Here is a 13,294-nt window from a genome sequence, read left to right on the forward strand (position 1 = left end):
TGGCAGCGCCCCGCCGAGCGGGTCGGCGCACCGGTCCTCGGTAGTGGCTTCCGGGTGAACGACTCACCCCGTGAGCTTCGATCGAAGACCGGCCGCAGACAGCTCCGCCGAGGGCGAACCAACGACCCAAAAGGGAGCTACACCACACATGACCGAGCAGAGCACTCTCGGTACCCACAGCAGCAAGGCCGTCATCGACAACGGCTCGTTCGGCACCCGGGAGATCACCTTCTCCACCGGGCGCCTCGCCCGTCAGGCGGCCGGCTCGGCCCTGGCCCAGCTCGGCGAGACCGTCGTGATGTCCGCGACGACCGCCGGCAAGCAGCCCAAGGACCAGTTCGACTTCTTCCCGCTCACGGTGGACGTCGAGGAGCGCATGTACGCGGCCGGCCGCATCCCCGGCTCGTTCTTCCGCCGCGAGGGCCGGCCCAGCGAGGACGCGATCCTCACCTGCCGCCTCATCGACCGCCCGCTGCGCCCGTCCTTCGTCAAGGGCCTGCGCAACGAGGTCCAGGTCGTCGAGACGGTTCTCGCGCTCGACCCGGCCCACCCGTACGACGTCGTGGCCATCAACGCCGCCTCGCTGTCGACCAAGCTGTCGGGCCTGCCGTTCTCCGGCCCGATCGGCGCGACCCGCATGGCCCACATCGACGGGCAGTGGGTGGCCTTCCCGACCGTCGAGGAGCTCGGCCGGGCCACGTTCGACATGGTCGTCGCCGGCCGGGTCCTGCCCGACGGCGACGTCGCGATCATGATGGTCGAGGCCGAGGCCACCGAGCACACCGTCGCCCTCGTCGCCGGCGGCGCGCCCGCGCCGACCGAGGAGGTCGTCGCCGGTGGTCTCGAGGCGTCCAAGCCCGCGATCCGCGAGCTGTGCCGGGCCCAGGCCGAGCTGGCCGACGTGGCCGCGAAGCCGGTGCAGGAGTTCCCGACCTTCCTCGACTACCAGCCCGACGCCTACGAGGCCGTCGCCGCCGCGGTGAAGGACGAGGTTGCCGAGGCCCTGCGCATCGCCGGCAAGGCGGAGCGCGAGGAGGCCCTGGACCGGGTCAAGGAGGCCGCCTTCGAGCGCGTCGCCGGCCAGCTCGAGGGGCGCGAGAAGGAGATCGGCGCCGCGCTGCGGTCGCTGACCAAGAACGAGGTCCGCGCCCGCGTGCTGCGCGAGCAGGTCCGCATCGACGGCCGCGGCCCGCGCGACATCCGGCCGCTGACCGCCGAGGTGCAGGTCCTGCCCCGCGTGCACGGCTCGGCGCTGTTCGAGCGCGGCGAGACGCAGATCCTGGGCGTCACCACGCTGAACATGCTGCGCATGGAGCAGACGCTGGACACCCTGGCGCCGGAGAAGTCCAAGCGCTACATGCACAACTACAACTTCCCGCCGTACAGCACCGGTGAGACCGGCCGCGTGGGCGCCCCGAAGCGTCGCGAGATCGGCCACGGCGCGCTCGCCGAGCGGGCCCTGATCCCGGTCCTGCCGACGCGCGAGGAGTTCCCGTACGCGATCCGGCAGGTCTCCGAGGCGCTGGGCTCCAACGGCTCGACCAGCATGGGCTCGGTCTGCGCCTCCACCATGGCGCTGCTGTCGGCCGGCGTGCCGCTCAAGGCGCCGGTCGCGGGCATCGCGATGGGCCTGATCTCCGACGAGGTCGACGGCAAGACGTCGTACGTCACGCTGACCGACATCCTCGGCGCCGAGGACGCGTTCGGTGACATGGACTTCAAGGTCGCCGGCACCCGTGACTTCGTCACCGCGCTGCAGCTGGACACCAAGCTCGACGGCATCCCGTCGGACGTGCTGGCCGGCGCCCTGCAGCAGGCCCACGACGCGCGGCACGTCATCCTCGACGTGATGGCCGAGGCGATCGAGTCGCCGGCGGGCATGAGCCAGTACGCGCCGCGGGTCACCACGGTGCGCATCCCGGTCGACAAGATCGGCATGGTGATCGGCCCCAAGGGCCAGACCATCAACGCGATCCAGGACGAGACCGGCGCCGAGATCAGCATCGAGGACGACGGCACGATCTACGTCGGCGCGACCGACGGCCCGTCGGCCGAGGCCGCGGTCGAGCGGATCAACGCGATCGCCAACCCGACCATGCCGAAGGTCGGCGACAAGTTCCTCGGCACCGTGGTGAAGACGGCCGCGTTCGGCGCCTTCATCTCGCTGCTGCCCGGCCGCGACGGCCTGCTGCACATCTCCAAGGTGGGCAACGGCAAGCGCGTCGAGAAGGTCGAGGACTTCCTCAACGTCGGCGACAAGGTCGAGGTGCAGATCGCGGACATCGACAACCGCGGCAAGATCTACCTCGACAAGGTGCTGGCCGAGGGCGAGCAGCCGCCGGCGCCGGCCGAGGGTGGCGAGCGCCCGGCCCGCAGCGGCGGCGACCGTGGTGACCGCGGTGACCGTGGTCCGCGGCGCGACCGTGGCGACCGCGCTCCTCGTCAGTCCGCCGAGGGCGGCGAGGGCGGTGCCCCGGCCGGCGAAGAGGGCGGCGAGGGCGGCGAGTTCCGTCGTCGGCGCAGCCGGCGCGACTGACCTATGGCGAGTCGAGCAACGACCCAGACGTTGTCCGACGACCCGCTGGGCGGCACGGTACGCCGTACCGTGCTGCCCAACGGGCTGCGGATCCTGACCGAGTCGATCCCCGCGATGCGGAGCGTCTCGTTCGGGGTCTGGGTCGGCATCGGCTCGCGGGACGAGACGCCCACGCTGTCGGGCGTCTCGCACTTCCTCGAGCACCTGCTGTTCAAGGGCACCAAGCGGCGCACCGCGCTGGACATCTCCGCGCAGATCGAGGCGGTCGGCGGGGAGACCAACGCGTTCACCGCGAAGGAGTACACGTGCTACTACGCGCGGGTGCTCGACGCGGATCTGCCGCTGGCCATCGACGTCGTCTGTGACCTCGTGACCGACTCGGTGCTGACCGAGGCGGACGTCGAGGTCGAGCGCGGGGTGATCCTCGAGGAGATCGCCATGCACGACGACGAGCCCGGCGACGAGGTGCACGACGTCTTCACCGAGGCCGTTTACGGCACGCACCCGCTCGGCCGCCAGATCTCCGGCACCGTGGCGAGCATCTCGGCGCTGACGCGCAAGCAGATCGACGGCTTCTACCGCCGCCGGTACCGGCCCGAGACCATGGTCGTCGCCGCCGCGGGCAACCTGGACCACGCCAAGGTGGTCCGGGCCGTCCGCGCGGCGTTCGACCGGGCCGGCTGGGGCGACGCGGCAGTGCCCGCGCCCCGGCGCTCCCGCACCGCCAAGGTGCCGACCCGCTCCGGGCAGGTCGTCGTGCGCAACAAGGACACCGAGCAGGCGCACCTGGTGCTGGGCTGCTCGGGGTACCCGCGCCAGCACGAGGACCGCTGGGCGCTCGGCGCGCTCAACAACGTGCTCGGCGGCGGCATGTCGAGCCGGCTGTTCCAGGTGATCCGGGAGCAGCGCGGCCTCGCCTACTCGGTGTACTCCTTCACGTCGCAGTACAGCGACGCCGGTCTCTTCGGCGTGTACGCCGGGTGCGCGCCCGGCAAGGTGGAGGAGGTCCTCGCCATCACCCGCGAGGAGCTCACCCGGATCGCGGCCGAGGGCCTCACCGACGCCGAGGTCGAGCGGGGCAAGGGCATGCTCAAGGGCGCCGTGGTGCTCGGGCTCGAGGACACCGGCTCGCGCATGAGCCGGTTGGGCAAGGGCGAGCTGCTGTACGACGAGCTGCTCTCCGTCGACGAGGTGCTGCGCCGCGTCGACGAGGTCACCCCCGAGCAGGTCCGCAAGGTCACCGAGGAGCTGCTGGCCCGCCCGATGTCGCTGGCCGTCATCGGTGACTTCGAGCCAGGGGCGTTCGCGGACGCGCTGAGCTGACCCGCTAGTTTGGTCGCGTGACTGAGATGATCCGGGTCGGGGTTCTTGGTGCGCGCGGCCGCATGGGCACCGAGGTGTGCAAGGCCGTCAGCGGGGCCGACGACATGGTGCTCGTGGCCACCGCCGACGACGGCGACAGCCTCGACGCGCTGGCCGACGCGCAGGTGGTCGTGGACTTCACCACCCCCGACGCCGTGTTCGGCAACATCGACTGGTGTCTCGAGCACGGCGTCAACCTGGTGATCGGCACGTCCGGGTTCACCACCGAGCGCATCGAGCTGGTGCGGGACAAGGTGGCCGCCCGGCCCGGCCTCGGGATCGTGATCGCGCCGAACTTCGCCATCGGGGCGGTACTGCTGATGGAGTTCGCCGCCAAGGCCGCCCGGCACTTCGAGTCGGTCGAGATCGTCGAGATGCATCACCCCAAGAAGATCGACGCCCCCAGCGGCACCGCCCTGCGCACCGCGCAGATCATCGCCGAGGCGCGCGCCGAGGCCGGCCTGGGGCCGGTCCCCGACGCGACCAAGGAGGAGATGGCCGGCGCCCGCGGCAGCGACGTCGAGGGCGTCCGCGTGCACGCGCTGCGCGCCACCGGCCTGGTCGCCCATCAGGAGGTGCTCTTCGGCACCGCGGGGGAGACCCTGACGCTGCGGCACGACTCCTACGATCGGGTTTCGTTCATGCCGGGTGTACTGCTGGCAGTGCGCTCCGTCATCACCCGCCCGGGCCTCACGGTCGGGCTCGGTGAGCTGCTCGCCTGATTGTCCACATGCTGGGACCGGCGGGCCACCATTGGGCCGCAACACTGTCACGCGCCGATAACGGGCGCCTCTTCGAGTGACGTGTGCCACCGCACCTGCGGGACCAGCAGATCATCGATGTCCAGCGATCGCCCGACCCCGTCGGGCGCCCAGCCGGAACCCTCGAGAAATCGACGCGTAACACCGTCGTCGGCGAACGTCCACGCAAGTGCTGTCGTGAATCCGTCAGAGCGCCACAAATCCACACTTGCCGCCAGCAATCGGCTGCCGTGGCCACGACGCCCCCAACGGGGCTCGACCAGCACGTCCGTGATGGCCGCGGCGGACGCAAATGCCTTGTCAAGGACGGTGTGATCTTCGTCCGGAGCCAGCACGCTGTCGTCTGCCGGACCTGACGCGGCAAACCCCACCACGTATGCTGACTCTGGCTGGGAGCCGGGCGAATCGACCTGCTCCACCGCCACGAGCACCCGGTGCTTCGGACTCGGTGGCTCCGCGATTGCGTCTCGCCACCTGCGGGTAATCCAGTCCTCGTCCAGACGGTCGAGGATGTGTTTGGGCAGCAGTCGCCGATACGCGACCCGCCAGGTCGAGAGTTGAACACGCGCGATCTCGACGACGTCGTCGAGCCGCGCCGGACGGACGAACCCGAGCGTCATGAAGCAGCAGCCTACGGATTTTGTGTGAAGCACGACTCGGCGGGGTAGCGCCCGCACGTCACAGTTCGGCCTGCGAGACCGTTGGGTCTTCTGTGACGGGACTCTGAGGCTTTGATGGCAGTCTCGGCCTAGTTTGGATGTCGGCAGCGGCGAGCAGGAGGGCAGATCAGGTGGCGGAGCGGGGACGGGACGCCGAAGCGAGCGCCGTCCGGCCCAGGCTGCGGCCCGGCGTCCGGAAGGCGCTCATCGTGGTGGCCGTCTGGGCCGTCGTGTGGGGCTTCCTGCTGGTGGCCGCGGCACACAACGGGTTCTTCGACCTCAAGGTCTACTACGGCGCGATGGACTACTGGGTCAACCGCGGCGGAGACATCTACGACTACCTGACGCCCGGGACGCCGTACGGCTTCACGTATCCGCCGTTCGCCGCCGCGCTCATGACGCCGATGTCGCTGATCAGCTGGAACACCGCCATCGCGATCAGCGTGACCATGAACGTCGTGGCCATGCTCGCGATCTTCACCTGGCTGCTCGGCCCGGTGTTCAAGCGACAGGGCTGGTCGTACTGGTACGCGATGGGCATCGCCATGGCGCTCGCCGCGGCCTTCGAGCCGGTGCGCGAGACCGTGAACTTCGGCCAGGTCAACATCCTCGTGCTGTTCCTCGTGGTCGCCGACGTGATGCTGCTGGTGCGCAACGGGCACAAGCTCGGCGGCATCGGCATCGGCCTGGCCACTGCGATCAAGCTCACCCCGGGCGTGTTCATCGTCTACCTGGTGATCACCCGCCGCTGGCGCGCCGCCGCCGTCTCGGCCGCGACCGCCACGGCCGCGACCTGGCTCGCGGCGACGTTCGCCCCCGACGCCTCCCGCGTCTTCTGGACCGACGCGGTGTGGAACACCGACCGCGTGGGCTCGCCGACGTTCGTGTCGAACCAGGCGCTCACCGGCCTCGTCGGGCGGATCTTCAACCCGGAGCCGATGAAGCCGCTGTGGCTGCTGCTCGTGCTGATCACGCTCGCGGTGTGGTATTGGCGCGCCCGCCGCGCCGTCAAGCACCGCGACGAGGTCGCCGGCCTGGCCCTGACCGGGCTCGTCGGGTGCATGGTCAGCCCGATCACCTGGATCCACCACCTCGTGTGGACGATCCCGGCGATCGTGGTGCTCTTCGACTACGCGACCGACCGCTCACTCGACCCCCGGCGCCGGCGCAACCTCGCGATCCTCTTCGGGTTCTCGTTCGCGCTGCTGTGCAGCCGCACGCCGTGGGCCTTCCACGCGAAGTTCGACGGGCTCGGCCTGATCGGCAGCAACGCGTACATCCTGCTCATGATCGGCCTCCTGTTCGGCCTGCCGATCCGGGAGCCCGCGGACACCGGGGCGAGCCAGCGGCCTTCGGGCGAGCCGGGGGAGGCGGGCGGCCCGAGCGTCGAGGACGTGCCCGACCCCGACCTCGTGGAGATCGACCGCAAGGTGACCGAGGCGTTCCACGCGCAGGAGGCGCCGCGGCGGCCGTTGGTCGGCGCTTAGCTGCTCGTTGCGCTGCTCTCCGGCCCGGCGACTCCCTGCTGCTGCGGGGGTGCCGGGCCGTTCTGTGCCGGCGAGGGGGCGGACGTTTCGCTCGGCGCTGCTTCCTACTCTGCGGTCCGGGGTGCTGTCGGCTCCCCATGACGCCCGGGCTGCTCGCTCGTCGCGCCGTTCGGCGGTGCTGAGCCGTGCCGTGCTGGGCCGTGCCGTGCCGTGCTGGGCCGTGCTGGGCTGGACTGCGCCGGCCTGGGCTGGGCCGCGGTAGGTCGGGCTGGACTGCGCCGGGCTGCGCCGGGCTGGGCTGGGCCGCGTTGTGCTGTTCTGCGTGCCGCGCTGGGTGCTTTCCGCTGCGTTCCGCGGTGCTTTTCCGATAAGTCGGGCGCTCCGCGCCGCGACTTATCGGATTTATCTCCCGACAGGCGAAATGTCGGAATCAGAATTCTGTCGTACCCTCGCGATAGCCTCCTTGGCGATGAGCGAGTACCTGACGCTGGCCCAGGCCCGCCGGATCGCCCTAGTCGCCTCGGGCTTCGCCGACCGGGTGCCCGGGGCTGCCCCTGAGCGCCGCCACCTGCGCCGCGTGCTGGAGCGCACGGGGCTGCTGCAGATCGACTCGGTCAACATCGTCCAGCGCGCGCATTACCTGCCCGCGTACAGCCGCCTGGGGCCCTACGACCCGGCCCTCCTGGACCGGCTGGCCTATCGCCGGCCGCGGGAGCTGTTCGAGTACTGGGCGCACGAGGCCTCCCTCGTGCCCGTCCGGCTCCAGCCGATGCTGCGCTGGCGCATGCGCTCCGGTGCCGCCTGGGGCCGCATGCAGCGCATCGCCCGTGAGCAGCCCGAACTCGTTCGCTGGGTGCTCGAGGAGATCCGCGCCAAGGGGCCGATGAGCGCGGCCGAGGTCGAGGGCGACCTGGTGCAGCCGCGGCGCAAGGACCACTGGGGCTGGAACTGGTCCGACACCAAGACCGCGATCGAGTGGCTCTTCTACACCGGCGAGGTGAGCGTCGCCCGCCGCAACTCCGCCTTCGCCCGCGTCTACGACGTGCCGGAGCGCATCCTGCCGCCCGAGATCGTGAACGCACCCACGCCGAGTGACGAGGAGTCGTACCGGGAGCTGGTCCGCGTCGCCGCCCGCGGCCTGGGCGTGGCCGCCGAGGCGGAGCTGCGCGACTACTTCCGGCTCCCGCTGGCCGGCGCCCGCCAGGCGATCGCCGCCCTGGTGGAGGCGGGCGAGCTCGTGCCCGTGGAGGTCGAGGGCTGGACGCCGCGCGCCTATCTGCACGCCGAGGCCCGAGCCCCGCGCCGCATCACCGCCGCGACCCTGGTGAGCCCCTTCGACCCGCTGATGTGGGAGCGCGCCCGGGTCGAGCGCCTGTTCGGGTTCAACTACCGCATCGAGATCTACGTGCCTCCGTTGCAGCGGTTGTACGGGTACTACGTCCTCCCCTTCCTCCTCGGCGACCGCCTGGTGGCCCGCGTCGACCTCAAGGCGGACCGCAAGGCCGGCGTGCTGCAGGTCCCGGCGGCGTGGATCGAGCCCCTGAAGGGCCGGGGCGCGCCGGCTGCGGGCGAGGTCGCGGAGGCGCTGGCGGCGGAGCTGCGGCGGTTCGCGGGCTGGCTGGGCCTGGCGGAGGTGGACCCGCCTCAGCGCGGCGACTTCGCCGAGCCCCTGGCCAAGGCGTTGTCCTCACCCACGTCGCTGCCCTAGACCGCAGCCCTTCCGCCTCGGCTACGGGTTCGCTCCGCGTTCCTGGGCCGCGCGTTCCTGGGCCGCGCGTTCCTGGGCCGCGCGTTCCCGGGCCGCGCGTTCCTGGGCCACGCTTCCGGGCCACGCGTTCCTGGGCCACGCTTCCGGGCCGCGTTCCCGGGCTTCGGTCATGGCTCGTTCCGCGCCGGGTTGTCGTCCTTCGGATCGATCTCACGGGACTTCCGGATGGTCGATGGCTGGCCGGGCCGGTGTAGCTTGGTTTTGTGACGTCACCGATGTCGGTCCCCGCGCCCGGGTCACTCGAGGGAGTGCTCCCCGATGTGCCCGAGCTGGGCGCGCCCACCACGCCCACGAGCGTGTCGCTGCCGCCGGTGTACCACTATGCCTACCAGCCCCCGAAGGGCCGCTTCCAGCGCCTGATCGAGCGCCTGCCCGCCTGGGCCGGCCCGGCCGGGGTGGGTGCCCTGATCTCGGGCGGCGTGGCGTACACGCTGCTCATGAAGCCCACGAGCGCCGGCGCCTCCGACCCGCCGACGTGCCTGGTCAAGCTGCTGACCGGCTTCGACTGCCCGGGCTGCGGCGGCACCCGCGCCGCGTGGTACATGCTGCACGGCGACATCCCCGCGGCCGCCCACCACCACGCCATGCTGGTCTTCGCCGCTCCGTTCCTCGCGTACCTCTACGTCGCCTGGACCGTGAACAAGCTGAACCTGCGCTTCAAGCTGCCCATGCTGCGCATCTCCAACGGCGCGCTCATCGGCTTCCTGGTCGCCTGGCTGGTCTTCAGCATCCTGCGCAACCTCCCGTGGGCCCCGTTCACCTACTTTTTCGTCTAGCCACCCCGCGCACCCTGCCAGCCCCGCCACCGGGCGCGGTTCGTCCAGCAACCCCGTCGGCGCAGGACACCCGCACCCCGCGCCCGCCGCCACATTCCCGCGCCGCGCTCCCGCGCCCGCCGCGCCGCGCTCCCGCGCCCCGCGCCCGCCGCGCCGCGCCCGCCGCGCCGCGCTCCCGCGCCCCGCGCTCCCGCGCCCCGCGCTCCCGCGCCCCGCGCTCCCGCGCCCCGCGCTCCCGCGCCCCGCGCTCCCGCGCCCCGCGCTCCCGCGCCCCGCGCTCCCGCGCCCCGCGCTCCCGCGCCCCGCGCTCCCGCGCCCCGCGCTCCCGCGCCCCGCGCTCCCGCGCCCCGCGCTCCCGCGCCCCGCGCTCCCGCGCCCCGCGGGCGCCGCTCACGCCCCGAACGCCTCCGCCCGCGCGACCGCCAGCACGGTGCCGTGTCCGCGGTTGTGTGAGGTGGCGCGGCGGTGTGATCGGCGACTCCGCCCGGCAGGGCTTGACAGCCGAGACCCCCAGGGCAAGTACGCTCTGCGAATGCTCTCCGTCAAAGCCATCGCCTGGACGCACTTCGAGCCGCCCTCCGACGTGCCCTGGGAAACCGACGCCGAAGGTGGGGAGGCGCTCGCCGAGTTCGCCGGCCGCGCGTGCTACCAGTCGTGGAGCAAGCCGAACCCGGCGACCGCCACGAATGCCGGGTACCTCAAGCACATCCTCGAGGTCGGCCATCTGAGCGTGCTCGAGCACGGCACCGTGACGTTCTACCTGACCGGCGTCTCGCGGTCGTTCACGCACGAGCTCGTACGGCATCGGCACTTCTCCTACTCGCAGCTGTCCCAGCGGTACGTGCCCGGGCGCGAGCAGGTCATGGTCGAGCCGGCCGTGATCGCCGAGGACCCGGCGTTGCACAAGACGTTCGTCGAGGCGGGTGAGGCGGCGCTCAAGGCGTACAACGAGCTGCTCGAAGGGCTCGAGGCCAAGTTCGCCGACGTCGAGAACAAGACCTCGCGGCGCAAGCAGGCGCGGCAGGCGGCGCGGGCGGTGCTGCCGAACGCGGCCGAGACGCGGATCGTGGTGACCGGCAACTACCGGGCCTGGCGGCACTTCGTGACCATGCGCGCGAGCGAGGGCGCCGACGTGGAGATCCGCGAGGTGGCGGTCGCCTGCCTGCGGGAACTGCAGCGGGTCGCGCCCAGCGTGTTCGGGGATTTCACGATCAGCGAGCTCGCCGACGGCACCGAGGTGGCGTCGCCGCAGTACACCTGGGAATCTTGAGAAATGCTTCGCTTGGGCTTCCGCTAGGTTGTGCGTATGACACGCACCGGTTCCGTCCCCGGCCGGCCGTTCGGCCGGCTGCTCAGCGCGATGGTGACGCCGTTCGGGCCTGACGGTTCGCTCGACGTCGACGGCGCCGCTCGGCTCGCCGTCCACCTGGTCGACGAGCAGGAGCACGACGGCCTGGTGGTCAACGGCACGACCGGCGAGTCGGCCACCACGAGCGACGCGGAGAAGGACCGGGTGCTCCGCGCGGTCGTGGAGGCCGTCGGGGACCGGGCGCACGTGATCGCCGGCGTCGGCACCAACGACACCGCACACTCCGTCGAGCTCGCGCGGGCCGCCGAGAAGGCCGGCGCCGACGGGCTGCTCGTGGTGACGCCGTACTACAACAAGCCGCCCCAGGCCGGCCTCGTGCACCATTTCCGGGCCGTCGCGGACGCGGCGGATCTGCCGGTCATGCTGTACGACATCCCCGGTCGCTCCGGTGTGGCGATCGAGACCGAGACGATGTGCCGGCTCGCCGAGCACGAGCGCATCGTCGCGGTGAAGGACGCCAAGGGCGACCTCGGCGAGACCGCCTGGGTGATCAAGCGGACCGGCCTGGCGTACTACTCCGGCGAGGACAAGCTCACCCTGCCGCTGCTCTCGGTCGGGGCGGTCGGCGTGGTGGGCGTGCCCACGCACGTCTTCGGGCCGCAGACCAAGGCCATGATCACGGCGTACGAGGCGGGCGACGTCGCGCGGGCGCGGGAGCTGCACCTGCGGCTGCTGCCGGCATTCTGCGGATTCTTCCGCACCCAGGGTGTCATCCTGACCAAGGCGGCCCTGACGCTGCTCGGCCTGCCCGCCGGACCGGTCCGCCCGCCGCTCGTGGGCGCGAATGCGGCGGAACTCGGCCGGTTGCGGGAAGATTGCGCCGAGGCGGGCCGCATCATCGGCTCGGCCGACCAGATGGCGCACCACAACGACCTCGGAGTGGCCCTATGACGGTGGCGCACGTCGAGCTCGATCCGCCACCCCCTCCGGGGCCCGGCACGCTGCGGGTCACCCCGCTGGGCGGGCTCGGCGCGATCGGCCGCAACATGACGCTGCTGGAGTTCGACGGCAAGCTGCTTGTCATCGACTGCGGCGTGCTGTTTCCCGACGTGGAGCAGCCCGGCGTCGATCTCATCCTGCCCGACTTCTCCTCGATCCTCGACCGCCTGGACCAGGTTCAGGCGATCGTGCTCACGCACGGGCACGAGGACCACATCGGCGCGGTGCCGTATTTGCTGGCCCACAAGCCCGACATCCCGCTCGTCGGCTCGAAGTTCACGCTCGCCCTGGTCGAGGCCAAGCTGGCCGAGCGGCGCATCGAGCCCTACTCGCTGACCGTCCGCGAGGGGCAGGTCGAGCGCCTGGGGCCGTTCGAGTGCGAGTTCTTCGCGGTCAACCACTCGATCCCGGACGCGCTCGCGGTCGCCGTGACCACCGGGGCCGGCACGGTGCTGCACACCGGCGACTTCAAGATGGACCAGTTGCCCCTCGACGGGCGGATCACCGACCTGGCCGGGTTCGCGCGGCTCGGCGCCGACGGCGTCGACCTGCTGCTGTCGGACTCGACCAACGCCGAGATCCCGGGCTTCGTCAACCCGGAGCGCGAGATCGGCCCGGTGCTGGAGCGGATCTTCGGCCGCGCGACCGGGCGCATCATCGTCGCCTCGTTCGCCTCCCACGTGCACCGGGTGCAGCAGGTCTTCGACGCCGCGCACGCGCACGGGCGCAAGGTGGCCCTCATCGGCCGCTCGATGGTGCGCAACATGGGCATCGCCCGCGACCTGGGCCTGCTGCGCATCCCGCACGGGCTGGTCGTGGCGATCGACGAGGCGATGAGCCTGCCGCCCGAGCGGGTGGTGCTCATGTCGACCGGGTCGCAGGGTGAGCCGATGAGCGCGCTGGGCCGCATGGCCAACGGCGACCACCGGCACATCGTCATCGGCGAGGGCGACACCGTGGTGCTCGCGTCGTCGCTGGTCCCCGGGAACGAGACCGCGGTGTACCGCGTGATCAACCAGCTCTCGCGAGCCGGCGCGATCGTGGTGCACAAGGACGTCGCCAAGGTGCACGTCTCCGGGCACGCGCCCGCGGGCGAGCTGCTGTACCTGCTCAACGTCGTGAAACCGCGCAACTTCATGCCGGTGCACGGCGAGTGGCGGCACCTGCGGGCGCACGCGCAGCTGGCCCGGGAGGCCGGCGTGCCCGACGAGCGCGTGGTGCTCTGCGAGGACGGCGACGTGGTCGACCTCGTCGACGGCGAGGCGCGTCTCGTGGGCCACATCCGGTCGCGGTACGTCTACGTCGACGGTCTGGCCATCGGCGACGTGGGGGAGTCGCTGCTGACCGAGCGGCGTATTCTTGGCGACGGCGGGTTCATCGCGGCCACGGTCGTGATCGACTCCGTCACCGGCAAGGTGGTGGCCGGTCCGACGGTCTCGGCGAAGGGATTCTCCGACGACCCCGCGGTCTTCAACGCCGTGCTGCCGCTGGTCACCGAGGCTCTCAACAAGGCGGCCACCGACGGCATCACCGACCCGCACCAGCTGCAGCAGATCGTGCGGCGCACGGTCGGCCGCTGGGTCAACGAGGCGTACCGGCGCCGCCCGATGATCGTGCCGACGGTGGTCGAGGTCTGA

At 71.6% G+C, this 13,294-nt stretch carries 10 protein-coding genes; 9 read left to right on the forward strand and 1 reads right to left on the reverse strand.

Annotated features, from left to right (window positions below):
* Positions 1 to 148: 148 nt before the first annotated feature.
* The 3 genes from ACQP1P_RS07560 to dapB are packed head-to-tail and all read left to right on the forward strand — an operon-like array spanning position 149 to position 4,620.
* Positions 149 to 2,536 carry a polyribonucleotide nucleotidyltransferase gene (locus ACQP1P_RS07560; RefSeq protein WP_433084403.1) on the forward strand — a complete coding sequence of 796 codons (2,388 nt, stop codon included), beginning with the start codon at positions 149 to 151 and terminating at the stop codon, positions 2,534 to 2,536.
* Positions 2,537 to 2,539: 3 nt separating this feature from the next.
* Positions 2,540 to 3,859: a M16 family metallopeptidase gene (locus ACQP1P_RS07565; RefSeq protein ID WP_433084405.1), complete on the forward strand. Its 1,320-nt coding sequence runs from the start codon at positions 2,540 to 2,542 to the stop codon at positions 3,857 to 3,859.
* A 26-nt stretch (positions 3,860 to 3,885) separates the two neighbouring features.
* Positions 3,886 to 4,620: a 4-hydroxy-tetrahydrodipicolinate reductase gene (gene dapB, locus ACQP1P_RS07570; protein ID WP_433089898.1), complete on the forward strand. Its 735-nt coding sequence runs from the start codon at positions 3,886 to 3,888 to the stop codon at positions 4,618 to 4,620.
* Positions 4,621 to 4,667: 47 nt separating this feature from the next.
* Here dapB and ACQP1P_RS07575 read toward each other — a convergent pair whose 3' ends face one another.
* A complete protein-coding gene (locus ACQP1P_RS07575) occupies positions 4,668 to 5,279 on the reverse strand; it encodes an N-acetyltransferase family protein (RefSeq protein WP_433084406.1) in 612 nt (203 codons plus the stop codon).
* Between the two features lie 170 nt (positions 5,280 to 5,449).
* On the opposite strand from ACQP1P_RS07575, the gene ACQP1P_RS07580 reads away from it, so the two are divergent.
* The 6 genes from ACQP1P_RS07580 to ACQP1P_RS07605 all read left to right on the forward strand — a co-directional run bounded on the left by ACQP1P_RS07580 (position 5,450) and on the right by ACQP1P_RS07605 (position 13,294).
* Positions 5,450 to 6,805, forward strand: a complete 1,356-nt coding sequence (locus ACQP1P_RS07580) for a glycosyltransferase family 87 protein (RefSeq protein ID WP_433084408.1) — start codon at positions 5,450 to 5,452, stop codon at positions 6,803 to 6,805.
* A gap of 463 nt (positions 6,806 to 7,268) precedes the next feature.
* Positions 7,269 to 8,513 carry a winged helix-turn-helix domain-containing protein gene (locus tag ACQP1P_RS07585; protein WP_433084410.1) on the forward strand — a complete coding sequence of 415 codons (1,245 nt, stop codon included), beginning with the start codon at positions 7,269 to 7,271 and terminating at the stop codon, positions 8,511 to 8,513.
* A gap of 263 nt (positions 8,514 to 8,776) precedes the next feature.
* Positions 8,777 to 9,349 (forward strand): DUF2752 domain-containing protein, encoded by a 573-nt coding sequence (locus ACQP1P_RS07590; RefSeq protein WP_433084411.1) that lies wholly within the window; start codon positions 8,777 to 8,779, stop codon positions 9,347 to 9,349.
* 532 nt (positions 9,350 to 9,881) lie between these two features.
* On the forward strand, positions 9,882 to 10,619 hold the full coding sequence (gene thyX, locus ACQP1P_RS07595; protein WP_433084413.1) for an FAD-dependent thymidylate synthase: 738 nt from the start codon (positions 9,882 to 9,884) through the stop codon (positions 10,617 to 10,619).
* 36 nt (positions 10,620 to 10,655) lie between these two features.
* On the forward strand, positions 10,656 to 11,609 hold the full coding sequence (dapA, locus tag ACQP1P_RS07600) for a 4-hydroxy-tetrahydrodipicolinate synthase (RefSeq protein WP_433084415.1): 954 nt from the start codon (positions 10,656 to 10,658) through the stop codon (positions 11,607 to 11,609).
* Positions 11,606 to 13,294: a ribonuclease J gene (locus tag ACQP1P_RS07605; protein WP_433084417.1), complete on the forward strand. Its 1,689-nt coding sequence runs from the start codon at positions 11,606 to 11,608 to the stop codon at positions 13,292 to 13,294. The genes dapA and ACQP1P_RS07605 overlap by 4 nt, the downstream gene beginning before the upstream one ends.

It is taken from the genome of Dactylosporangium sp. CA-052675 (assembly GCF_050947935.1).
GTDB lineage: Bacteria > Actinomycetota > Actinomycetes > Mycobacteriales > Micromonosporaceae > Dactylosporangium.